17 protein-coding genes, 1 pseudogene and 1 riboswitch are annotated in these 24,385 nt (G+C 28.7%); of the genes and pseudogenes, 3 read left to right on the top strand and 15 right to left on the bottom strand.

What is annotated here, in order from left to right; genetic code table 11:
• Positions 1-333 precede the first annotated feature (333 nt).
• The 7 genes from ACYUCG_RS10430 to ACYUCG_RS10400 all read right to left on the bottom strand — a co-directional run bounded on the left by ACYUCG_RS10430 (position 334) and on the right by ACYUCG_RS10400 (position 10,041).
• On the bottom strand, positions 334-1,215 hold the full coding sequence (locus tag ACYUCG_RS10430) for a carbohydrate ABC transporter permease (RefSeq protein ID WP_003449831.1): 882 nt from the start codon (positions 1,213-1,215) through the stop codon (positions 334-336).
• 1 nt (position 1,216) lies between these two features.
• Positions 1,217-2,143 (bottom strand): carbohydrate ABC transporter permease, encoded by a 927-nt coding sequence (locus ACYUCG_RS10425; protein ID WP_003457627.1) that lies wholly within the window; start codon positions 2,141-2,143, stop codon positions 1,217-1,219.
• Positions 2,144-2,221: 78 nt separating this feature from the next.
• Positions 2,222-3,607 (bottom strand): carbohydrate ABC transporter substrate-binding protein, encoded by a 1,386-nt coding sequence (locus ACYUCG_RS10420; RefSeq protein ID WP_003478709.1) that lies wholly within the window; start codon positions 3,605-3,607, stop codon positions 2,222-2,224.
• 151 nt (positions 3,608-3,758) lie between these two features.
• Positions 3,759-5,348: a response regulator transcription factor gene (locus ACYUCG_RS10415; RefSeq protein WP_415342065.1), complete on the bottom strand. Its 1,590-nt coding sequence runs from the start codon at positions 5,346-5,348 to the stop codon at positions 3,759-3,761.
• Positions 5,349-5,360: 12 nt separating this feature from the next.
• A complete protein-coding gene (locus ACYUCG_RS10410) occupies positions 5,361-7,112 on the bottom strand; it encodes a sensor histidine kinase (RefSeq protein ID WP_333960143.1) in 1,752 nt (583 codons plus the stop codon).
• 184 nt (positions 7,113-7,296) lie between these two features.
• Positions 7,297-9,501 carry a 1,3-beta-galactosyl-N-acetylhexosamine phosphorylase gene (gene gnpA / locus ACYUCG_RS10405; protein ID WP_460268575.1) on the bottom strand — a complete coding sequence of 735 codons (2,205 nt, stop codon included), beginning with the start codon at positions 9,499-9,501 and terminating at the stop codon, positions 7,297-7,299.
• A 291-nt stretch (positions 9,502-9,792) separates the two neighbouring features.
• The gene (locus tag ACYUCG_RS10400) at positions 9,793-10,041 is read right to left on the bottom strand and encodes a CPF_0552 family protein (protein WP_003457734.1); all 249 of its coding nucleotides are present in this window, start codon (positions 10,039-10,041) and stop codon (positions 9,793-9,795) included.
• A 398-nt stretch (positions 10,042-10,439) separates the two neighbouring features.
• On the opposite strand from ACYUCG_RS10400, the gene ACYUCG_RS10395 reads away from it, so the two are divergent.
• Positions 10,440-10,847, top strand: a complete 408-nt coding sequence (locus tag ACYUCG_RS10395) for a secondary thiamine-phosphate synthase enzyme YjbQ (protein ID WP_332830384.1) — start codon at positions 10,440-10,442, stop codon at positions 10,845-10,847.
• A 280-nt stretch (positions 10,848-11,127) separates the two neighbouring features.
• Positions 11,128-11,643: pseudogene (locus ACYUCG_RS10390) on the top strand (cell wall-binding protein); the annotation flags it as partial.
• A gap of 411 nt (positions 11,644-12,054) precedes the next feature.
• Here ACYUCG_RS10390 and ribH read toward each other — a convergent pair.
• The 5 genes from ribH to ACYUCG_RS10365 all read right to left on the bottom strand — a co-directional run bounded on the left by ribH (position 12,055) and on the right by ACYUCG_RS10365 (position 17,001).
• On the bottom strand, positions 12,055-12,516 hold the full coding sequence (gene ribH / locus ACYUCG_RS10385) for a 6,7-dimethyl-8-ribityllumazine synthase (protein WP_110020996.1): 462 nt from the start codon (positions 12,514-12,516) through the stop codon (positions 12,055-12,057).
• Positions 12,517-12,642: 126 nt separating this feature from the next.
• A complete protein-coding gene (locus ACYUCG_RS10380) occupies positions 12,643-13,842 on the bottom strand; it encodes a bifunctional 3,4-dihydroxy-2-butanone-4-phosphate synthase/GTP cyclohydrolase II (protein WP_283704010.1) in 1,200 nt (399 codons plus the stop codon).
• Between the two features lie 152 nt (positions 13,843-13,994).
• Positions 13,995-14,648, bottom strand: coding sequence for a riboflavin synthase (locus tag ACYUCG_RS10375; RefSeq protein WP_283704009.1), 654 nt, complete (start codon positions 14,646-14,648; stop codon positions 13,995-13,997).
• A gap of 21 nt (positions 14,649-14,669) precedes the next feature.
• Positions 14,670-15,767: a bifunctional diaminohydroxyphosphoribosylaminopyrimidine deaminase/5-amino-6-(5-phosphoribosylamino)uracil reductase RibD gene (ribD, locus tag ACYUCG_RS10370; RefSeq protein ID WP_283704008.1), complete on the bottom strand. Its 1,098-nt coding sequence runs from the start codon at positions 15,765-15,767 to the stop codon at positions 14,670-14,672.
• A gap of 361 nt (positions 15,768-16,128) precedes the next feature.
• Positions 16,129-16,244, bottom strand: a riboswitch (FMN riboswitch).
• Between the two features lie 88 nt (positions 16,245-16,332).
• Entirely contained in the window at positions 16,333-17,001 is a 669-nt protein-coding gene (locus tag ACYUCG_RS10365) for a peptidoglycan recognition protein family protein (RefSeq protein WP_460268574.1), read from the bottom strand.
• Between the two features lie 345 nt (positions 17,002-17,346).
• Between ACYUCG_RS10365 and ACYUCG_RS10360 the strand changes: the two genes are divergently transcribed.
• Entirely contained in the window at positions 17,347-19,533 is a 2,187-nt protein-coding gene (locus ACYUCG_RS10360; protein ID WP_164808545.1) for a stage V sporulation protein D, read from the top strand.
• A 451-nt stretch (positions 19,534-19,984) separates the two neighbouring features.
• Here ACYUCG_RS10360 and treR read toward each other — a convergent pair whose 3' ends face one another.
• The 3 genes from treR to treP form a co-directional block, all read right to left on the bottom strand.
• On the bottom strand, positions 19,985-20,692 hold the full coding sequence (gene treR, locus ACYUCG_RS10355; protein ID WP_003471465.1) for a trehalose operon repressor: 708 nt from the start codon (positions 20,690-20,692) through the stop codon (positions 19,985-19,987).
• A gap of 264 nt (positions 20,693-20,956) precedes the next feature.
• Complete coding sequence (treC, locus tag ACYUCG_RS10350; protein WP_460268573.1) at positions 20,957-22,624, bottom strand: alpha,alpha-phosphotrehalase; 1,668 nt, start codon at positions 22,622-22,624, stop codon at positions 20,957-20,959.
• Between the two features lie 203 nt (positions 22,625-22,827).
• Positions 22,828-24,249, bottom strand: coding sequence for a PTS system trehalose-specific EIIBC component (treP, locus tag ACYUCG_RS10345; protein WP_460268572.1), 1,422 nt, complete (start codon positions 24,247-24,249; stop codon positions 22,828-22,830).
• Positions 24,250-24,385 lie beyond the last annotated feature (136 nt).

Raw genomic sequence — 24,385 nt, 5'->3', positions numbered from 1 at the left:
TTAAATCAATATTTCATTATTATAAAATAAACCTCTACTTTTTAATAAGGTTAATCTAAAAAACTTTAAACCTTAATTTTAAAGTTAACCTTTTAAATAAAGATTAGCTTAAATTAATAATAATGTTTTTATTAGGTTTTAAGTCTAATTGGCAAACCTTAAATTATTAGTTTAAAGTCACTAATTAATTATATAGCAAAAATTCTAAATAACTATACTGATTATTGTAAATTTAAATTTTAATTTTATTTTAACTAAAAAAGCAGATCTCACTAAAAGTGACATCTACTCTTATTTTAATAATAGTATTTTCTTTTTTAGATGCTAATAAATTTAGCCCTTAACTCCACCAATATTAACACCTTCTGTTAACTTTTTATGAACTAGTGAGTATATGACCATTGTAGGTACCATTACTATAACTAAACCTGCAAATAATGCTCCCCAGTCAGTTGCAAACTTTTGAACTTCCATTAAGTTTTGTAACCCTACTGGTAATGTCTTTTTATCTGCATCTGTTATGAAAGTCATTGCCATAGCATATTCATTCCAATAATTCATAAAGTTGAATATCATTATAGTTATGATACCTGGTTTAGCTAATGGAACTACTATCTTTGTTAATATTTGAAGATTAGTACATCCATCTATCATTGCTGCCTCTTCATAATCCTTTGCAATCCCCTTCATAAATCCACTCATTATATAGATTGAGAAAGGTAAGCTTAGCACTGCATATACAAGAGCTAGTGCAAATAAATTATTTAACAATTTCATTTTTTCTAATATTGTAAATAAAGGTACTATAATATATACTGGTTGGATAAATAATCCTGCCATAAATAAATTCTTTATAAAACTACATCCAAAGAACTTTTGTCTAGCTAAAACATAAGATGCTGGTACACTTAAGCAAAGGGATAAAACCATAGCTATTATAGTAACTAATATTGAGTTAAAGAAGTAAGCTCCCATGTTAGCTTCTGTAAATGCAGTCATATAGTTAGCAAACCCAAAACTTTTTGGTAATGCCCATGGACTTGCGTAGAATTCTTTAGTAGTTTTAAAAGAAGACATTATTGTCCATATAATTGGCACTATAACTAAAATTGTTGCAGCTATTAATATAATCCTTAATAATGTATTAGATATTACTTTTTTAGTTTTATTCTCAGTATCTAAACCTACATTTTTTCTCTTTTTAGTTTCTAACATGTTATCTCACTCCCTTCTGTTGTAATCTTTTTACTCTCTTTTCTTCCCTTGCATCAGAATCACTTAACTTATTGATTATTAATGCAAGGATCATAGCAAAGGCAAATATAGTTACCCCAACTGCCATAGCATATCCATATTGAGAATTTGTAAATGCTTGTTTATACATATATGTCAATAAAACCTCTGATTTTCCATTTGGTCCACCCTTAGTCATTACAGTTACAAATATAAAGCTTAGGTTAAGTGCCCCCGTAATAAAGAATGCAAAGGTTACTCTAACTACATCCCATAAAAGCGGTAATGTTACATATCTAAACTTTTGCCAAGCTGAAGCCCCTTCTAAATAACATACTTCATAAAGAGAAGGTGATATTCCATCTAATCCAGCTATATAAATTACCATATAATAACCAACAGCTTGCCATACCATAGTTATAACTAATGCCCATAGGACTAACTTAGAATCTCCAAGCCATGCCAGACCTGCTAACTTATCTAATCCTATCATTTCAAAAAATGCTTTAAGAATTCCTATTGACGGGTCATAAACATATGTAAATAAAACCCCTATAACAACCATTGATAATATATTTGGGAAAAATAGTATAACTCTGTAGAAATTCTTTTCTTTTAACTTACTTTGAGTTATTACTACAGCTAAGAATAAAGAAAGGGTTATTGTTATTGCTGGAAATAAAACTATTATGAAAAATGTATTTCCAAATGCTTCTTTAAAATATCTATCATTCAAAAGTGCTTTAAAGTTATCTAACCCCACAAATACTGGTTCTCCTGAAATCCCACTCCATTCATATAAAGACATCATGAAACCTTTTCCAATTGGGTACAACATAAATATTGTAAATAGTATAAGTGCAGGCAACACACACATTGCTAAAAATATTTTTCTTTTATTACTGTTCATGAAATTTCACCCCCTATAATTTTAAAGAAGGAGAAGAACCTCCTCTCCTTCTCAATAAATTTTATTTTATCTTAATAATTATTCAACAACTTCTTTAGCAAGAGTTTGTGAATCAGATTCTAAGTTATTGATCCACTCATCAACTGTTAATTCTTTATTTATGATACTTCCTACTGGTCCAAATAAACTATCTTGTCTAAAGTCTAACTTAGAGTTTGTTGGTTTAAATGAAAGTGGAATTGGTTTAGCACCTTCTTCAACAACCTTATAAGACTCATATCCTGATGCATCTAATGAAGATTTAGCTTTTTCAACTGCTCCCTTAACTGGAACTACAGCCTTAGCTATTTCAGCATTCTTTTGAACCATAGCATCTGTATATTGGAATGCTAAGAATTCTTTTGCTAATTCAACTTGATCTGATTTAGCTGGAATATACATTTGCTCTATTGTAGTAGTTACATATGGAGTATCCCCTTCTTTGAATGCTGGTGGAGCCATAAATCCAAACTCAAATCCTTCTGGTATAGCATCTTTCATTTCTCCTTCTAACCAGCTACCACATGGTAAGAATAATGCTTTTCCATTTAAAAATTCAACTTGTGCTTGAGTATGAGTCATACCAACAGTTCCATTAAGAACCATGTCCTCATCAGCCATTCTTTGGAATACATCTAATGCTTTCTTAACATTTGGATCTTTCCAAGCACCTTCTTCATAGTTGAATATCTTTTCTACAGCTTCTTCACCAGCAGCACTAGCTAACATTGGGAATATTACAGCCTCATTGTATCCTGGAGCTTGTCCTTGATAAGTATAAAGAGCTATTCCTTCATCCTTAGCTTTCTTTCCTAATTCAAAGAACTCATCCCAAGTTTTTGGAACTTCCCATCCTTTTTCTTTAAATAATGCTTTGTTATACCACATACCTGTAACATTATAGTAAAGTGGTGCTAAGAATACTTTTCCATCTCCATATGGAGTTGTAAGTGGTGTATCTAAAAATCCTGGTAATATTTTATCTTTTAATTTTTGTCCTGGATTATCTGGATCTTCTCTATCAAATACATCACTTAAATCTACTAAAGCTTTATCCTTTATTAAAGCATTAGCTATACCTGATGGATCATTTGTGCTTAAATATATAAAATCTGGTGTATTCTCTGATGATAATTTAGGTCTTATAATATCACCTATTTTAGGATTAGCTTCCATCTTAACTTCTACATCTGGGTGCTCAGCTTCAAAGGCATCTATACAAGCATCCCAGTAATCCTTACCAAATCCACCTTCAAAAACAGCTATTTCTAAAACCTTTTTATCTCCTGAACCCTCTGCTTGTTCAGTTGATGGTTTGTCATTACCTTTTGGTGCCTCCTCTTTATTTCCACATCCAACAAATGTAGAGGCAGCTATAGCAGTAACACATGCAACAGTTAGCAATTTAACTAATTTTCTTTTCATAAACTCTCTCCTCCAATACCCTTACTCGTTTTTGTAAACATTTTCTCTACACTTTCATGATACTTCTTAATGGAATTTTTTTGAATATAAGGATTTTACTTAAACATGTACTTTTTTTACAATATCCATTCAAAATAAAAATAATCTATATTTATGACAAAACTTTATTACTATAATCCTTTTTAAACTTAGATGGACTTACCCCATAAAACTTCTTAAAAACCCTGTTAAAATAAAACTGATCTGTCATTCCAATACTGTTAGCAACCTCTTTAACCAAAGTGTCTTGCTGTTTTAATAATTCCTTAGCCTTTTTCATCTTTACTTCATTTATAAAATACATAAGATTTTTTCCTGTTTCATTTTTAAAAATTCTACTTAAATAACTTTCATTTAAATTCACAGCATTGGCTACCATAACTAAGGTTATTCTCTTATCAATATTCTTTTCTATAAACTTTATAATCTCATTAACCTCTTTTTTATAACTAAGCTCTTTACTCTTTATATATCTTTGATTGATGTAATCTATTAAAAGAGTTGAATTATTTATTAATTCCTCTATATTATCACTCTTTAATATCTTTCCTTTTAATTCTTTTATACAATTTAAATCATCTTGTACATACTCATGATTCTCTATTAATTCGCACATAAAATTTACATAATTTATTAAAGCTGAAGGTTTTACATTCATATTAGAACATCTTCTAGCAAATTCTTTTATAAGTTCCTTATTAGCAGAAATTTCTCCTAACTCTATATTCTCTAAAATTGCATCAGTTACTTCCTTTCTGAGCTTAATAGCATCACCAAATCCCAAAAATTCTTCACTTATTATTAAAAAGTTTTCTTTCCCATAAAACTTTAGACTAAGAATTTCCTCAACCTTTTTAAAACTCTCTTTTAAGCCTTTTACACTTTTTATCCTTTTTATTAAGACAGCACTAACTTTAATATTTAAATAAAGCATTATTAAATTCTGTATATTTATTGTTTTTATCTTTAAACTATTAAAATCCATCTTAGATATAAAAATATACTTATGATTATTTATTGGAACAATCTTAACCCCATTTACACTAAATTCTTCTTTTATTATGTTTTCTATAGTAATAGACAATTTATTTTTATCTTTAATTTTTTCCTCATAAATCTTTTTATAATTATCTATATAAATGCAAGCACCAGTATAATATTCACAATTATCATCTAAAAAATTAATCTTTGGAAACTCATCTAAAAGTTCTTCATAGGATATGTCATCCTTTAAATATTCCTTTAATAAAGAAATCTCAGCTAATTTTTTTGTTTTATCAAATTCATTTTTAAACTGTGCTTCTTTCTCTTCTTCCTCTTTCCTCTCTTCTAAACTCTCCCTAAATTTATCAATTATATCTTCTAGTTCCTTTGGTCTTAAAGTTATTTTTAATAAATAGTCGTCTGCACCTTTTTTCATTGCTTCTCTAACTAATTCATACTCCCCATGATTGCTAAGAACAAGTATCTTACCCCTAAAATTCTCTTCTTTAAGCTTATCAATTAATTCAATCCCATTTAATCCTTTCATTTTAAGGTCTGTTATAATAAGATCAGCACCATTTTCATTTAGTATATTAAGAACTTCTGAGCCGTCTTGAGCTAATCCAACTATATTAAACCCATGAGATTCCCAGTCTATTATATTTCTCATAGCAATTCTAACTATTTTTTCATCATCAGCAATAATAACCTTGAACATAAAAAATTCCCCCTATATACTCTTAGGAATCACTATTTTAACAATAGTTCCTTTATTCACCTCACTGTAAATAGTTGTCCCATAACCTAAGCCAAATGTTAACTTTATCCTTTCATCAACATTATTCCATCCAATACCTGAAAGTTTATTATCTTTAACCTTTTCTTTACTATTAAACCCCTTTCCGTTATCCTTAATCGATATTAAAATATTTTCTTCCTCTGACATAATTTTAATAATAATCTTTTGATTTTCCTTATTTTCATCAATTCCATGAATTATTGAATTTTCTACTATTGGTTGTAAAATAAACTTTATAACTTTATTTTCTAATAAGAGTTCATCTACTTCATACTCAACATCAAAGGAATTACCGTATCTTATTTTTTGAATAACAACGTAATTCTTTATATTCTCTAGTTCTTCTCTAATAGTTACAAGCTCATTTTTATCTATAATTGTATTTCTTAATAATTCTGCTAGGGAACTAAGCCCCTCACTTACTGTATAATCTTGATTCATTAAGGCTGTCCACTTTAAAGAGTTTAATGTATTAAAGAGAAAATGAGGATTAATTTGTGCCTGTAACATTCTTATCTCTAAATCTCTTTTCTCAATTTCTTGTAATTTAGTCTTTTCAATTAATTCATTTACTCTTTTTAACATAGAGTCAAAATTATCAGAAATAACACCGATCTCATCTTCATAAGTATCATTTACTAAAACTTTTAAATCTCCTTCAGATACTCTTTTCATCTTATTTAAAAGGTTATATAAAGGTACCTTAATACTTGAATATAGAAAATATGAAGATATTAACACTACCAAAGTGAAAAGTAAGCCTATTATAGTCATTTCTTTTCTTAAACTTTGAATATCAGCATTTATAAAATCATAAGGTGTCATTGAAGCTATATACCAATTAAATCCCTTTAATTTTTTATATGTAGCTACGTAATTTTTTCCATTTACCACTATACTTCTTGCTGTATCCTTAGAATCTTTATTTTTAAGGAATTTATTTAAATCAGGCTCCTCTAATATAAAATTACTATTTAAATTATTTTCAGAAATTATTATGTTATTTTTCTCATCTATTATAAAAATTTCACTACCTTTACCAATATTAAAAAGAGAAAAAGACGAAGCAAAAACTTCACTTTTTATAGCCATAAAAACATATCCCACAATGCTATTATCCTGCTTCACTGGAGTTACTATACATATGTGTGGTTCATTATTTAAAAGTGTAGAAAACCAAAACAGTCCATTTTCAGATTCATCTGCATATCTTTCTATATCTTCTCTTTTAAAATATTTAAAACCTTGCATATAAGTAACTTCATAATCCTTTGATATTATTTCAACCTCTGCTAGATTAGGTAAAAGAGAAAGTTTTTTAGATAAGTAATCATTCATATATTTTAGAAATTCATTCTTTTCTTTTGCATCCATAAATTTGTAATTTATAAGATTATTAGCTATTTCTTCATTCATTGATAATTCAATAGATGCTCGTTCTAAGAATTCTTTATTTTTGTAAATGTCTTCACTCATGATAGAAAGCATATTTTCCGAATAATTTATTGCATTATTCTTCAATGCATTAGTAGCTTTTTTATATAGAAGTATTCCTAAAATACTACTACAAAAAATTATTCCTACGGAAAATGATGCTATAAGTCTATTTTTAATAGAAGTTTTTCTAAGGAAATTTGATATTCCTCTTAAGGTATTTGTTATTTTCTTTATAATTTTCCTCACTCCTTAGTATAAATTCTATATTCTTTTTTAACATTTTATCATATATGGTATTTTTTTGAAACTAACTTCCTAGGCTAAATATTTTATTTTCCTAATTTTTACAAAGATTATATAAAATTTAAAAAGACCCTTAATGAAAAACTCACTAAGGATCTATATATATAAGGGAATTAAAAGAAAAAGCTTATTTATTTATATTTAACCATCTTATTTCCATTGGAGCTAAAGTTAAAGTTTCAACCTTAACACCATTTATATATGCATCTGTAATTTTTTCTTCTTGAGTGTTGTTTATTACAGCCATTTTTCCTACTTCTAAGAAGGCAGCACACTCAGTATCTATATTAGTTACATAGAATTTTTTCATTTCATCCTCTTTACTTGCAGCCCAATAAATTGCTCTTAATAAAATTCTGCAATTCTCTGGAGTATATGGAAATCCTGCAAAATAAACGCTTCTACCTTTTCCATATGTATTTACAGCACAAGTAGTATCTCCTCTAAAGTTATTCTTTAAGCAATGCTCATTACCAAAGTCCATTCTTAAAACTTGGTAACTATCACCCTTTCCATAAATGCCCTTCATCCCCTCACCAAAATCAATAGCTTTTTCACCAATTTCTTCTGTTATAAAATGATGTGGATTTAATTCATTATATTTTCTAGTACTTAAGCTAAATCCAACTTCTTTGTCAACTCCTAAAACATCTGCTAACTGGAAGAATTTATTTTCATAATGTATTGCAGTTGGTTCTCCAACCCCTATGAATCCTCCTCCATTATGAACCCATTTTCTAATCATAGAAACTAATTTAGGATTTTTCCAGTACACCCCACCACTCCAAGCAGTGTAAGCATCTCCAGCATTTATAATAACTCCAATATCCTCTGGAATTCCATTTTCTAGTATATCATCAAAACTAATAAATTCTACTTCTACAGGCATACCACTTAAACATTCAACAATTCCAGCATATGAGTATATTTCCTTATACCAAAGAGCATGAGCTACTTGTTGAGTCTGCCAACTTCTTAATTTACCCCAACAGTTTAATACTGCAACCTTAAATGGGGTTGTATATGCCTTAGTTCCTTTTATAGTTTCATGAATTTCTCTAAATTCATCACATATTTTTTCAACTTGCTCAACAAATTCTGGGAATTTAACTGCAAGTCCTAAATATCCACCATATCCTATTCTATCTAGTGGACTTCTTAAAATAGCTCTTCTTGCTTGTAACCAATTCTCCCTTGCTTCCCCAACAGGGTCTCCTGTTTCATTAAATACATCTGGGAAAAAGTATGGTAAAAATCTTCCTTCTGTATACCTAACTCCTGGAATATCCGCTATCATTCTCATAGTTGTTCCATTACCTACTGAACCAACCACTGCATCTAATCCAATGCTTGAAAAATACTTTCCATAAGGCTCTGTACCTATCCAGTTATCACCTAAAAACATCATTGCTTCTTTTCCATTTTCATGACATAAATCCACTAATTCTTTAGCCATTTTTGAAACATGCTGACATTGAAAATCTATGAAATCTTTATATTGTTTTGTTGGCACTCTAAATGTTGAATTATAATAACCAGCATCAACTATATCTTCTGGTCTTAATTTATATCCTTTTTCTTTTTCGAATTGCTCTAAAGCTAAAGGACTCACTGATGAACTATATCCAAACCAATCAACAAATTTCTCCTTAGCAACCTCGTTAAAGCATAATGTAAAGTGATAGAAGAAAGTAGTAAATCTAACTACATCTACTTCCGGATTATCATCAATCCATTTTTTTAAAGCTTCTTTAACATGTACACTAGTCTTAGCTTGTCTACAGTCATATGGCATTTCATGAGGTTTATCTCCCCAATCATTAGTTATATGATTATACATTTGAGTTGGATCCCAAATCATATAAACTAAGAAATTTACTGTATATTCATGATAAAGTGTAGTTTCTTCTACTGTTAAGATTTCACTCTCTTTATTAAAATTCCATTTTGAAGGATCTACAACTTCACCAGTAGTTCTATCTATAACTTCCCACCATTTCTTTTCATCATGAACCTTATCTATTTCAAATTGCTCAGAATAATATCCAGCTAATATTTTTATTTCAGTTTTTTCTGATTTAGCAATAACAGGCTCTGACATTAAGTAAAGTTGTTGTAATTCATCTTTATTTTCACTAGCCCATTTTTGATCACTTCTAACTGTTAGGTATGTAGAATATAACTTAACCCCTAAGTCAACTATATCCTTAGAAAGCTTAGTGCCATCACAATCTCTTAAAGCATCTGCTCCCCATCTATCTATAATACTTTTTATTTCCTCTTTCATATTAGAATCAGTTGGTATTGTAACTCTTCCCTTTAACTCTCCCATAAATTTCTCCTCCATTTCCCTCAATATAAACATTTAAAGTCATGTATATTAATATAACCTTTTTCTTACAGTTTAATATTAACATTTGTTAATTAACGTTTACATGTAATTTATTTACTAAATCATTGAAAATTTTGAGTATATTATTTTTAATGATAATTTATAATTAAAAAGTACTTTATTAAAACAAAAAAACTTACAAACCTATTCTAAGAACTACTAAAAGTTCTCTTCACATGGTTTGTAAGTTTTATAGACGGTTATTTTAATCCATTCCCTTTTTTAATCTTATTAAAGGTTTAATAATTTAGCTGTTACATCTTCTAAAGAATTTAATTCATTATCTAAATTTTTTATTTCTTCCTCAGCACTTGGTGTAAGGTTTAAAAGAATAAGACCTGAAGTTGAACATGTATTTTCAGTAGCTTCGTGTAAGCCTATTCTAGTATGTATTATACAACCATATTTAGTTAGTATTTCTTGAACTCTTGGTGCTGCAACAGTTCTAGGTGATATTTTGATAGCCATTATAGTGTACATAATAAATCCCTCCATAAATAATAATCTTAATTACATATTAGCATATATTAGTAAATTTTTCTTGCATAATCTTTAATTATTATTTACAAAAAATAATTACAATATACTGTTTTACTGATTATTACTTCATTTAAAAAATTTCAAATAAATAATTATTTTATAAATACATCTGTGAAAGAAAAAACACTATAAAATTTCTCTCATCTAAAAAGCTTCTCCCCTTAATCTTTTTATCCTCTTTATCAAATATGAAATCAAACATACTACTTCCTCCAATATAAGTTCTTCATATGCCATTCTATCCACATTTATTAATATTAAACCTAAGAATATTATGTTATTTCAAATAAAAAAATATTATATAATGTTTATATATTAAGATTTAAAGGGGTGTTTTTATGAATAATTTTTTTAAACATACACTAGAAACTCATACACCTCAAAGTATGAGTAAAATTACATCTTATATAAGAGAGGATATAAAAAATAGTAATATTGAAAATGGAATTGTGGTTGTTTATTGTCCACACACTACTGCTGGTATAACAATAAATGAAAATGCAGACCCTGATGTTGTTAAAGATTTAATTTATGGATTTGAGAAAGTTTATCCAACTAATGATCATAAATACAGACACTTTGAAGGCAATTCACATTCACACCTTAAAAGTTCTACAGTTGGAGTATCTCAGCAATTAATATTACATAGAGGTAGATTAATCCTAGGTCAATGGCAAGATGTATATTTCTGCGACTTTGATGGTCCAAGAAACAGAACTTTTTATGTTAAGATTCTTAAGGGATAATATTTAATTAATTTATTATTAATTATATTTTTAATAATATTCATCCAAAATTTTCTGTTTTTTAGTATAATTTACTTAAACAATTTGTTTTAGGGGGAATATTATGAAAATCAATCACAGAATAACATCGATTGTATTAACACTTGGACTAATATCTTCAAGCATATATACAATCAATGTAAATGCAGAAACACTTAATTCAAAAATCCAAGTATCAAACTTAAATTTATCTAACTCATATAACATAAAAAATGAAAATTTAATTAAATCTTCTAAAGAAGGTTGGATTAATACAAATGGAATATGGTACTTCTATAAAAATGGAATTATGCAAACTGGTTGGTTAAATGATAATGGTATTTGGTACTATTTAAATAACAATGGCTCTATGGCTACAGGTTGGTATAAAGTTGATTCTAAATGGTATTATTCAAATTCTAACGGGATTATGCAAACTGGCTGGCTAAATGATAATGGCACTTGGTACTATTTAAACGACAATGGTTCTATGGCTACAGGTTGGTATAAAGTTGATTCTAAATGGTATTATTCAAATTCTAATGGAGTTATGCAAACTGGTTGGCTAAATGATAATGGCACTTGGTACTATTTAAACGACAACGGCTCTATGGCTACAGGTTGGTATAAAGTTGATTCTAAATGGTATTATTCAAATTCTAACGGGGTTATGCAAACTGGCTGGCTAAATGACAATGGTACTTGGTACTATTTAAATAGTTCTGGTGAGATGGTTACTAACACAATTATTGATGGTTGGAAAATAGATTCTAACGGTATAGCAACACCATTAAAAGATGAAAACCATTCTATTGTATATGTAACTCCAAATGGTAAAAGCTATCACTATAGCAAAGATTGTACAGCCTTAAAAAGAAGCTCTTCTATCCTTGGCATGAGCCTTAATGAAGCTATAAATAAAGGAAAATCTGATCCTTGTAACTTATGTGTTAAATAAACAAACTTTAACATTGAGTTTCTTTAAATAGTTATTCTTAATTTTAATATAAATACTTTTATTATAAGTTCAAGCTATAGAATCTTTAATTTTATAACTTGAACTTATATGCTTAATCTTAGTAGTTTAACATAATTATATTAATTAGCACCTTTCATTTTACAATATATTTTTAACCATTAATTCTACATATTAATAAGTTTATATTAAATGCTAAATTAACTTTGGAATTTATATATTCTCTAAAAGATTTGCCATTTCAATGGCTGCCATAGCTGCATCAAACCCTTTATTCCCAGCTTTAGTTCCGGCTCTTTCTATAGCTTGTTCTATATTCTCAGTTGTTACGATTCCAAAGATAACTGGTACTTCAGTATCTAAGCTTACATTAGCTATTCCTTTTGATACCTCTCCACAAACATAATCATAATGACTGGTAGCTCCTCTTATTACTGTTCCTAAACAAACAACTCCGGCATATTTTCCTGACTTAGCTAACTTTTTAGCTATTAATGGTATTTCAAAAGCTCCTGGAACCCAAGCAAGATCTATATTCTCTTCCTCTACTCCATGTCTTTTAAAAGCATCTAAAGATCCCCCTATAAGCTTTGATACAATGAATTCATTAAATCTACCTGCAACTATAGCAAACTTTTTATCTTGACCTATTAAATTTCCTTCTAAAATCCTCATTCTAATCTCTCCTTTAAACATTTTTATACTTCAAGTATTTTTTTAATTCTTCGTATCTAATATTGATACTTTTTTATCTACTTTTAATCTATCTTTAAATCTAAAATTTTAAATAACTCTATAAAATTACTGCATTATTAAATGGTGCATTTTCTCTTTCTTAGTTTTCAAATAAAACTCATTTTCCTCATTACACTTTATTTCTATAGGTACTCTTTCTACTATTTTAAGTCCATATCCCTCTAAGCCAGTTATTTTTTTAGGATTATTAGTCATTAACCTGATTTCCCTTACACCTAACTCTTTTAAAATTTGTGCTCCAACACCATAATCTCTAAGATCTTCTGGAAATCCTAAGGCTATATTAGCTTCTACAGTATCTAATCCTTCATCTTGCAGCTTATAAGCTTTCAACTTATTTATAAGACCTATTCCTCTTCCTTCTTGTCTCATATAAAGTAATATTCCTTTTCCCTCTTCATTTATTTTTTCCATAGCCCTATGAAACTGCTCTCCACAATCACATCTTCTTGATCCAAAAACATCTCCAGTTAAACACTCTGAATGCGCTCTTAATAATACTGGCTCCTCTGATTTTATCTCTCCTTTAACTAAAGCCACATGATGCTCTCCTGTAAGTTTATCTATAAATCCAATAGCCTTAAACTCTCCATATTTAGTTGGCATATTAGTTTCAACAACTCTATAAACAAAATTATCTCTTTCTGTTCTATAAGCAATTAAATCTTCTATAGTTATTATTTTCATATTATGAATCTTTGCAAATTCTAATAATTCATCAGTTCTAGCCATAGTTCCATCATCTTTCATTATTTCACATATTACCCCAACTTCTTTTAATCCAGCTAACTTTGCTAAGTCAATTGCCGCCTCTGTATGCCCAGCTCTCTTTAAAACGCCACCATTCTTAGCTATTAAAGGGAATACATGTCCTGGTCTTCTAAAATCCTCTGCTTTACTTTCTTCATTTATTAATTCTTTAATTGTATGAGCCCTTTCAAAGGCTGATATTCCTGTAGTTGTATCTTTATAATCTATAGATACTGTAAAGGCAGTTTCATGATTATCTGTATTATGTGAAACCATAGGATTCAACCCTAAATTTTCAGCTATCCTCTCACTTACTGGAGCACATATTAAACCCTTTCCATAAGTAGCCATAAAATTTATCTTTTCTCCAGTAACAAGTTCTCCAGCCATAACTAGATCCCCCTCATTTTCTCTTCCCTCATCATCAATAACAATAACCATTTTCCCATTTTTTATATCTTCTATTGCCTCTTCTATTAAATTAAACTTCTTCATATTTTTCAGGAGATAAAAATCCCCAACACCACCTTTCAAGAATTTTTAAAATTATTAGATATTGTTTTTTGGTAACTGATATATCTACTTTGTAAAATCAAACTTGATCTAAAACAATATATTAAAATAAATATTAAATTTTAAAATACAATTTAAATAAACCCATTAATAGTTAAAAACTCTTCTGTTAAAACAGACTTTTTCTTTCTATTGTCTTTATTAAATCCTAAAAGCTTTTCAACATACTTACCAATAGAGTCACATTCTATATTTACTAAATCACCAATTTTTCTTTTAGTTAATGTTGTCTCTTCCTGGCTATGAGGAATTACTGAAACTTTAAAACTTTCCCCTTTAACCTCTGCAATAGTTAAACTTATTCCATCAATAGCTATAGAGCCTTTATAAACTATATATTTGCTTAACTCATATGAAACTTTAATTTCTACCCATATTGCTTCCCCCTCATCTTTAAAAGAAATTATTTCTCCAGTGGAATCAATATGGCCAGTTACTATATGTCCATTAAATCTGCCATTAATACTCATGGCTCTTTCTAAGTTCACATTACTTGATTTTTTTAAATTTCCAAGATTACTTTTTCTTAAGGTTTCTCCCATAACATATGCAGTAAAATAATCTTTTCCCTTAGTTGTTATAGTTAAGCAAACTCCATTTGTTGATATACTATCACCTATCTTTGTGTCCTCTAAGACCTTATTAGCTCTTATTTTCAGTAAAGATGATTTTTCATTTTTATCTATGCTTATAACTTCTCCTATTTCTTCTACAATACCAGTAAACATATTATTCACTTCCTTTTTCTATTAACTAAGGCTACATTCAATTAAAATATCATTATGAAAGGTCTTCAAATTTACTTCAGGAAATTCAAAGGCATCTAAAACATTTCTTATTCCTTCCCCTTCAACGGGAGTAATAGCATTTTTTCCTCCAAAAACTTTTGGTGAAACAAAGGCATATATCTTATTTACTTTTTTATTTTCTAAAAAAGTAAAATTTAAAATTCCTCCTCCTTCAATAAGAACTGAATCAATATTTTTTTCTTTTAAACACTCTAAAACCTGATTAATATTAATTTTTCCTTCATCTAAATTTACTTCTATTACCTCTATACCTTTATCTTTTAATTTTTCATTTTTTATCTTATCCTTTTTATTTGTTGTAAAAATTAAGGTTTTTGACTCACTTTGATTTTTTAATATTTCTGAATCTAAAGGAATTCTTAATTTACTATCAAGTACTATCCTAAAATGCTTTCTTTCTAACTCTTTATTTTTATTAAGCCTACATCTTAAATCTGGATTATCCTTTAAAACAGTGTTTATTCCAACCATTATTGAACTATATTTATTTCTTAAGGAATGAACAAACTCTCTTGACTTTTTATTAGTTATCCATTTTGATTTAAAATCCTTAGTTGCTATTTTTCCATCTAAGGTCATTGCCCATTTAAGTGCAATAAAAGGTCTGTTCTCCTTAATATAAAAATTAAATATCTCATTTAATCTAATACATTCCTTTTCTAAAACTCCTACCTTAACTTCTATTCCTGACTCTCTTAAAATTTTAATACTCTTTCCTGATACCAAAGGATTTGGGTCTAAGGTTCCAACTACTACTCTCTTAAATTTATTTTTAATTATGGCTTCTACACATGGAGGAGTTTTACCATAGTGACAACAAGGTTCTAATGTAACATATATTGTTGCTCCCTCAGTAGATTTAATAGAACTATTAATAGCATTAATTTCAGCATGATTTCCTCCAAAAAACTCATGATATCCTTGTCCTATTATTTCTCCACCCTTAACAATAACAGCTCCTACCAAAGGGTTTGGATTTACATATCCCTCTCCTTTTCTAGCTAATTCCAAAGCTTTTTTCATAAAAAATTCATCCAAGTTATCCTCTCCTTCCAAATTCTTCTTTAGAAGTACCTAATAAAAAATAAAAGCCCTGAGTAAATTTAAACTCAGGGCTTTTATTAGTTATCCAAGTAATTGAAGTTATTTAAATAGAATCTTAAAATTTTAATTAATATATCTAAGAATATTAGTCTTAATAAAATTTTAAACTGATTTAAATAAATCCTTTAAATATATTTCTAAAAATAAAAATTTTAACCAATTCAAAATAATTGATACAGATATAAATAGTATAAAAAGTAAAGCTCTGAACAAAAAAATGTTCAGAGCTAAAGATTCTAAAGCACAACACTCCATTTAATATGCATATAAAACATAATAAAAAGATAACTTATTAGATATTCTTCTTTCATCCAGACTTTACTGTCGGCCTCGGAGTTTCACCGAATCATGCTAAACTAGCTCGCGGGCTTTACCGCCGGTAGGGAATTTCACCCTGCCCTGAAGAATTTTATTAAATTATATCTATAAATTACCATTTAAACTTTTTCATGTCAATTCAGTATTAAGTTTATAAAATCTAATTCTCACTATATAATCATCACATATTCTTTATTTCCTCAATAATGCTACTTTTTATATTATCCATTGGAAAAAGTTTGCCTGGACATAAAGTATCCACAACTTCCCTGTGTGGAAGTATATCTTTTATTGGATATTTTAAGCTTAAATAAGTTCCTAATCTAACAAGTGAATTTTTTTGTGCTTCATTTAAACCCTCTTTTTCAAAGTTTCCTTCAATGCATATTCCTAAGGTATTATAATTTGCATTTTTCGCATGGGCTCCTATTACATTTTCATCTCTACCTTTATAAATTGTCCCATCCTCTCTTATATAAAAATGATAGCCTATTCCACTCCATCCATTATCTAAATGAAACTTATGAATATCTTCTGGAGTTTCTGGTGAATCCGTTGCTGAATGATGAATAATTAATCTTTTAGGTGAATTCCCCTTTTTAAGCCCACTTCCCCATTTATAATCAACTTCCTTTATATCTAATTCCTGTCTCATTTTTTCTAACTCTCTACTTGAAATATTCTTTTTATAAGCATCTCTATAACTCTCATCTTTATTAATTTTAGAAAAAACAAAGAAAATACTCCCACAAATAATCAATATAATACTAATTAAAAATATAAGTCTTCTTCTAAAAATCTTTTTTCTTCTCTTTGATAAATTAATATTCTTAATTTTAGTATGCTCCAACTCTGCTCTTCCCCCTTTTATTTTTTAATATAGCACCCCAATATTTCAGCTCCTATTTTAAAATATTAAAAAACACCATAGTATTTAAAAACCTTATATGTAAATAATAAACAAAATTCTTTTTAATCTCTACCTTATTTTTAAGAATTTACATTTTGTTGCCCCTATAATTTTTTATTCCATACTTAAAATATTTTAAATCCTAACCTTAAATTATTATGAATCTTACTATACACATAAAAATAAACTTTTATTTTAAATAAGCTTTTTTTTAAATTTTATAATTAATTTCTTATTTAACTAATATTATGTATAGATAAGTTTTTTTGGAGGAGGTATTTAATATTGAAAAGATCATATAGAGATATGGCCATAATAAGAAAAAGACTTTCGTTTATCCTAGCATTTATTATAATTATGTGTTTTATACTAAGCATTAGATTATCTTATGTAATGATAGTTAAAGGACCTGAATATGCAGAACTAGCTGTTGAACAATGGACAAACGAAGTTAAAATATCTGCAAGAAGAGGAAAAATACTAGATAGAGATCTAAATGAGCTTGCTGTTAGTTCTAACGTTTATAGAGTTGACTTCAACCTAAATGCAATTAGATCTTATACAAAGAAAACTGGAAAAACTAATGAAGAATTAGCTTTAGAAATTTCTAAGGTTCTTGAAATGGATAAGGATACAGTTTTAAAAAAATTAGAATTTAAACTTCCTTCTGGAGCTCCTGCTGGTGCTGCAATCCTTGCTAGAAGAATAGAAAAGGAGAAAGCTGATAAAGTTAAAGAATTAGAAATACCAGGAGTAATGGTTTCTCCAGATACTCAAAGATACTATCCTAATGATAATTTTCTTTCTCATGTATTAGGTACTACTAACTCTGACGGTGTTGGACTAAATGGTATTGAGCTAAAATACGATAGAGTTTTATCTGGAAGTCCTGGATTAAAAATAACTGAGATGGTTAAAGACGGTGCTGAATATCCTTATACTATTTCTAGATTTACAGCCCCTGTAGATGGCAAAGATGTAGTCTTAACAATTGATGAAAAATTACAATACTTTGCTGAACAAATCGCTGAAATAGGTTTAGTACATCATAATGCTGATGCAGCATCAGTAATAATAATGAATCCAAACAATGGTGAAATCTTAGCTATGTCTAACAAACCAGACTTTAATCCAAATAAACCTTATGATGGGGCTGAAAATTTTTCAGGAAATACTTCCTCAGATAGAATTCAAAAAATGTGGAGAAATAGATCTGTTTCAGACTCCTTCGAACCTGGTTCTATTTTTAAGATAATAACAGCTTCCGCTGCAGTTCAAGAAGGGGTAGCTGGTAAGGATGAAACCTATACCTGTAGTGGTGGTCTTCAAAAAGGTGATAGATTCATTAAATGCTGGAAAAGAGGTGGCCATGGCACTCAAACCTTTGAAGAAATAATACAAAATTCATGTAACGTTGGATTTATGAATTTAGGAGAAAAATTAGGCGCTGAAAAATTAAATGAATATATTAAAAAATTTGGTCTTGGTAAAAAATCTGGTGTAGATTTACCTGGTGAATCTCCTGGAATAGTTAAGAAAACAGAAAATATAACAGATATGGACTTAGCAACTATTTCTTTTGGTCAAACTAATACTGTTAACCCAATTCAATTCATGACTGCAGTTAATGCCGTTGCCAATGGTGGCACATTAATTCAACCTCATGTTGTTAAAGAAATAAGTTATATAAATGAAAATAATGATAGAGTTATAGATGAAACCTTTGTCCCTAAAAAAACAGAAAATTTAATAAGCAAAGAAACTGCTGATCAAATAAAATTAGCCCTAGAAAATGCAGTAAAAAATGGATCAGCCAAAGGAGCTTATAAAGAAGGATATGGAGTTGCTGGTAAAACAGGTACTGCCCAAAAAGTTAATCCTGAAACTGGTGGATATGGTGGAGGATATGTAGCTTCCTTTGTTGGTTTTGCTCCTTATGATAATCCACAAATATCTGTTATGGTATCTGTTGATAATCCTAAAAATGGAGAATATTATGGTGGTAGAGTTGCAGCACCTTTAGCTGGAATGCTATTCCAAAATATATTTAACTATATAGATTTAACAGAATTCCACTTAGATGAAAAACTTCCTGAAAAAGAAACTGTTATAATTCCTGAAGTTCGTGGATTACCTATAAATGATGCTACAAGTATGCTAAAAGAATTAGGTATATCTTACGAAATAGAAGGTGAAGGTGAATTTATAGTTGAAAGTAATCCTGCTCCTGGCTATCCAATATCTCCTGATACAAAAATAACCTTAATAGCTGGTGATAGTTCAAACTTAAATAGTGATGTTATAATTCCAGACTTTAAAAACTATTCTAAAGAATCTGCTGAAAAACTTCTTAATCAGTTAGGACTTATAGGAGAATTTGTTGGTGAAGGACCATCTGTAACTAAGCAAAGTATTTCACCTGATGAAGTTGTAAATGGAAATTCAAAAATTACATTAACCTTAGGATATTAAAAATTTGTTAATGTAAAATGTATACATTCCTTATTTAAATAATTATTTAATGGTTAAAATTATTTAATTTCAAAATATAGGCTTAAATATTAAAATTATTTAATTCCATTTATTTGACATTAAATGCAAAAAGTTTTATAAATAATTTGTAAACATTATTAACTTTTTTTTAAAAACTGTTTGATACTTAAGTGGCTTTCCTAAATTAGCCTTTACTACATCGAAACTTTTTCCTTTGCTATTTTAGGTGTTAAACATTATTCAGTCAATGAGAGTACGTAAAGTGCTCTCATTTTTTTATTTAAAATAATTAGTAATTCTAAAAGAGGCTTATATCAAAATAACTTTTAATAAAACTTGCAAACATTCTAAAGCTCATCTAACTACTCTTTTTATAATGTTTGCAAGTTTTATTATTATATTTTGATACAGCCTCATCACCATTTTAAAGCTATCTTCTTGCAAAATCTACAAACTTAAATTTATCTGGTCTATGTCTTGACTCTGTATATTGAAATAATTTTCTTCCTTCTAAATATGTATAACTTTTAACCACAGCTACCATATCATATCCTCTTAAATCTAAAAGTCTTTGATCTTCCTCAGTAGCAGTTTGTACTGTTATCTCTTTTTCAGCATAGGCTATTTTTAACCCTAATTCTCCCTCTATATATTTATATAAAGAATCCTTGCATATTTCTTCTGTAAGTCTTGGAACAAACTCTGCATTTAAATAGTCCTTATCTAAAATTATCTTTTCACCATCAATATTTCTAACTCTTACTACACTCCAAACATATTTATTAGGAGAAACCTCTAATTTTTTCATAAGGCTATCACTAGGACTTTTTAATGTTAATTCCTCTAATATAGTTTCGCACTCTTTTCCTAAGCTATTTTCAATCTCTTTAAAGCTCTTTATACCTGACACAGGAAAATCAAATTTATTCATATCAAGTACAAAGGATCCCTTACCTTTAGATTTTTCAATATACCCATTTTGCTCTAATAAATTTAAGGATTTTCTTACAGTATCTCTAGATACATTGTATTCATCCATAAGTTGTGATTCTGAAGGCAATTTAGTATTTGCTTCAAAAATTCCACTATCTATTTTTCCAACAATATCATTATATATTTTTAAATACTTACTAGACATATTTTAAACTCTCCCCAACCTATAATTATAACTTTTACTACTTTTAAAACTTCTTATAACAAATAACTCAATATTTATTATTACCTATAAATATTAAAATTCAATTATATTTTAACATAATAGTAAGTTTTAAGTGAATTTCAAAAAAATAAAGGAGTTGCATCTTATTTAAAATACAACCCCTTCTTAATTTGTAATATATAATTGATGCGCAAAGTATATCTTTTATACTATTTAAGCCTAAAATTTTTCAATTATTATATATTACTTTTCTAATTTATAAACTATTGATTCATATGGTCTTAACTTTAAATTTAATAAATCTAATGTACTCTCCTTATAATTAGATATTAAAATACTCTTATTGTAATTTTCTAGCCCTTCAATTTCCTTTGATAAATCTACTAAGCACTCTTCTCCATAGAAGTTATTTATAACAAGTAACTTTTCACCATTATAATTTCTTTCATAAGCATAAACTTTAGGATGATCTTCTAAAAGCTGAATGTAATCTCCATAAGCTATTACATCTTCATTCTTTCTTAATTCAATAAGTTTCTTATAATGATAAAATACAGAATTCTTATTTTCTAAAGCTCTTTCAACATTTATTTCTCTATAATTATTAGCAATATTTATCCAAGGAGTTCCTGTAGTAAACCCAGCATTTTTTTCTTCATTCCATTGAACAGGAGTTCTTGAATTATCTCTTGATTTACTCTTAAGGATTTCCATTATTTCTTTTTCATCAATTCCCTCTTCTTTTAAAATGTTAAAATAGTTTATTGATTCTACATCCCTATAATCTTTAATACTTTCAAAGTTTGGATTTGTCATTCCAATTTCTTCTCCTTGATATACATAAGGAGTTCCACTCATCATATGAATTGAAGTAGCTAGCATTTTTGAAGATTCATTAAAGTATTTCTTTACATCTCCAAATCTTGAATTAACTCTTGGTTGATCATGATTACACCAGAAAACAGCATTCCAGCCTCCTCCATTAATCATTCCTCTTTGCCAATTATTAAAAAGTTTTTTTAATTCAATAAAATCAAAATCCATTAAAGACCATTTTTGACCATCTTTATAATCAACCTTTAAATGATGAAAATTAAATACCATTGATAATTCTTTTTCCTTAGGATTAGAATATTTTATACAGTTTTCTATAGTTGTTGATGACATTTCACCAACAGTTACTATTTCTACATCTTTACCAAAAGTTCTTTCATTGAGTTCTTTTAAATACTCATGTATTCTATGTCCATCAGTATAAAATCTTCTTCCATCACCTTCATAATCATTTTCAAATTTTTCTGGCTTAGAAATAAGATTTATAACATCTAATCTAAATCCTTTAACCCCTCTATCTATCCAGAAATTCACCACTTTATAAATTTCTTCTCTTAACCCTTTATTATCCCAGTTTAAATCAGCCTGTGAAACATCAAATAAATGTAGGTAATACTCTCCTAGCTCCTCAACATACTCCCAAGCATTCCCTCCAAACTTTGAAATCCAATTTGTTGGTGGTTCTCCTTTTTTTCCTTCTTTAAAAATGTAATAATTTTTATATTTTTCTTCGCCCTTTAAAGCTCTTTTAAACCATTCATGCTCTGTGGAAGTATGATTAAAAACCATATCAAGCATAATATCTATATTTCTACTTTTAGCTTCCTTAACTAGCTCTTCAAAATCTTCCATTGTTCCATATCTAGGATCAATTTTATAATAATCTGCTATATCATATCCATTATCTTTTTGAGGAGATACATAAAATGGAGTCATCCAAATATAATCTACTCCTAAAGTTTTAAGATAATCTAATTTTTCAATTACTCCTCTTAAATCTCCAAGACCATCTCCATTTGAATCCTTAAATGATTTTGGATATATCTGATAAACAACACTTTTCTTAAAATCTTTCATAATTCACACCTCACACAACTTGTACGTATAAGTTATTTTAAATATATTCTAATTCACTCTTTCTGTCAACACTTGTTAAATTTTAAATATAATTTCTAATTATATTTAAATACGTAATTTAATAGATCTTACCTAGTATTTCATGTATTATTTCACCTAAAATCTATATAATCAAAAGGTGGAGTCCCCCCCACCTTTTTATATTATTTTGAAGCCATGTTAGCTAATTTTGTCTTTGAGAACACTATTGTTAAGATGAATGGTACAACTATTGCTATTCCCATTGCAACTAAATACATTAACATACTAGATGATTGCATTGATAAGATCGCTGGTAATCCACCAACTCCTACTGAGTTTGCCATACATCCCATTGCCATTGAGAACATACCAGAAACCCCTGCTCCAATCATAGAGGCTATGAATGGATATAGATATTTTAAGTTAACCCCAAACATTGCAGGTTCAGTTACCCCTAAATATCCTGAAATACATGCTGGTATTGATATTTGTTTTTCATCTTCATTTTTTCTATTTACATATATCATAGCTAAAACTGCTGATGCTTGAGCTATATTTGATAATGCAATTATTGGCCATAAGAATGTTCCACCTATATCACTTATAAGTTGTAAATCAACTGGTAATAAAGTATGGTGTAATCCTGTTATAACTAATGGTGCATAAATCATTCCAAAAATTCCTGCAAATAACCATCCAAATGATGATGTTAAGCCTGCCACTATAGCTCCTGATATTACGCTACCTATTTTCCAACCTATAGGTCCTAAAACAGTGTGTGCTAATAATACTGTTGGAATTACTGAGAAAAATGGTACTATTATCATTTGTATAGGTCCTGGTGTAATCTTCTTAAATAATCTTTCTAAGTAAACAAAAGTGAATCCAACCATGATTGCTGGTAAAACTTGTGCTTGATATCCTATCATTGGAACTTGAGCAAATCCAAAGTCCCAAACTGGAGCAGCGGCTCCATTACCTGCACTATATGCATTTAATAATTGTGGAGATACTAAAGTTATACCAATAACTATTCCTAGCATTTGATCTGCTCCCATTTTCTTAGCAATTGACCAAACAACTCCTACAGGTAAGAAGTGGAATATTGCCTCCCCTATTAACCATAAGAAACTATGTGTTCCTGCCCAGAATTGAGAAATTTCAACTAAAGTCTTAGTTCCATCTTCAAATAATTTCATATCTCCGATTACATTACGGAATCCTAATATAAGACCTCCAACTATGATAGCTGGTATTAATGGAGCAAATATTTCTGCTAAGCCTGCAACTGCTCTCTGAACTATATTCATATTCTTCTTGGCAGCCTTCTTGACTTCTTCCTTACTTTCTCCAGATACTCCAGTCTGTCCAACAAAATCATTATAAAAAGTTGCAACTTCTGGTCCAATTATTACTTGAAACTGTCCTGCTTGAGTAAAAGTTCCTTTTACACAAGGAATAGCTTTTATTTTTTCAACATCTGCTTTGCTTGTATCATTTAAAACGAATCTCATTCTTGTAGCACAGTGAGTAACTGCAGCTACGTTTTCTTTTCCGCCTATGTACTCTGTTAGTAACTTTGCATCTTTTTCAAACTTACTCATCTTTTTCCCTCCATAACTTGTACGTATATCTTATGGCTTTATACTAACATATACGTATATGTTGTGTCAACCTTTTCATTAATCCTTTTCAAAAGTTTTTATTTACTATTTTTATCATTAAATAATAAAATATTTA

It is taken from the genome of Clostridium sp. CTA-17 (genome assembly GCF_054767895.1).
The sequence above is the reverse complement of the archived record's forward strand: the minus strand, read 5'-3'. Positions and strand labels throughout refer to the sequence as shown.

Bases quoted from the DNA above. Each gene is read 5' to 3' on its own strand.
- ACYUCG_RS10400 (WP_003457734.1), bottom strand. From the start codon at position 10,041: ATGTACACTATAATGGCTATCAAAATATCACCTAGAACTGTTGCAGCA.
- ACYUCG_RS10420 (WP_003478709.1), bottom strand. From the start codon at position 3,607: ATGAAAAGAAAATTAGTTAAATTGCTAACTGTTGCATGTGTTACTGCT.
- treC (WP_460268573.1), bottom strand. From the start codon at position 22,624: ATGAAAGATTTTAAGAAAAGTGTTGTTTATCAGATATATCCAAAATCA.
- ACYUCG_RS10430 (WP_003449831.1), bottom strand. From the start codon at position 1,215: ATGTTAGAAACTAAAAAGAGAAAAAATGTAGGTTTAGATACTGAGAAT.
- treP (WP_460268572.1), bottom strand. From the start codon at position 24,249: ATGAGTAAGTTTGAAAAAGATGCAAAGTTACTAACAGAGTACATAGGC.
- ACYUCG_RS10395 (WP_332830384.1), top strand. From the start codon at position 10,440: ATGAATAATTTTTTTAAACATACACTAGAAACTCATACACCTCAAAGT.
- ACYUCG_RS10415 (WP_415342065.1), bottom strand. From the start codon at position 5,348: ATGTTCAAGGTTATTATTGCTGATGATGAAAAAATAGTTAGAATTGCT.
- ACYUCG_RS10380 (WP_283704010.1), bottom strand. From the start codon at position 13,842: ATGAAGAAGTTTAATTTAATAGAAGAGGCAATAGAAGATATAAAAAAT.
- ACYUCG_RS10425 (WP_003457627.1), bottom strand. From the start codon at position 2,143: ATGAACAGTAATAAAAGAAAAATATTTTTAGCAATGTGTGTGTTGCCT.
- treR (WP_003471465.1), bottom strand. From the start codon at position 20,692: ATGTCTAGTAAGTATTTAAAAATATATAATGATATTGTTGGAAAAATA.
- ACYUCG_RS10375 (WP_283704009.1), bottom strand. From the start codon at position 14,648: ATGTTTACTGGTATTGTAGAAGAAATAGGAGAAGTTATAAGCATAGAT.
- gnpA (WP_460268575.1), bottom strand. From the start codon at position 9,501: ATGGGAGAGTTAAAGGGAAGAGTTACAATACCAACTGATTCTAATATG.
- ribH (WP_110020996.1), bottom strand. From the start codon at position 12,516: ATGAGGATTTTAGAAGGAAATTTAATAGGTCAAGATAAAAAGTTTGCT.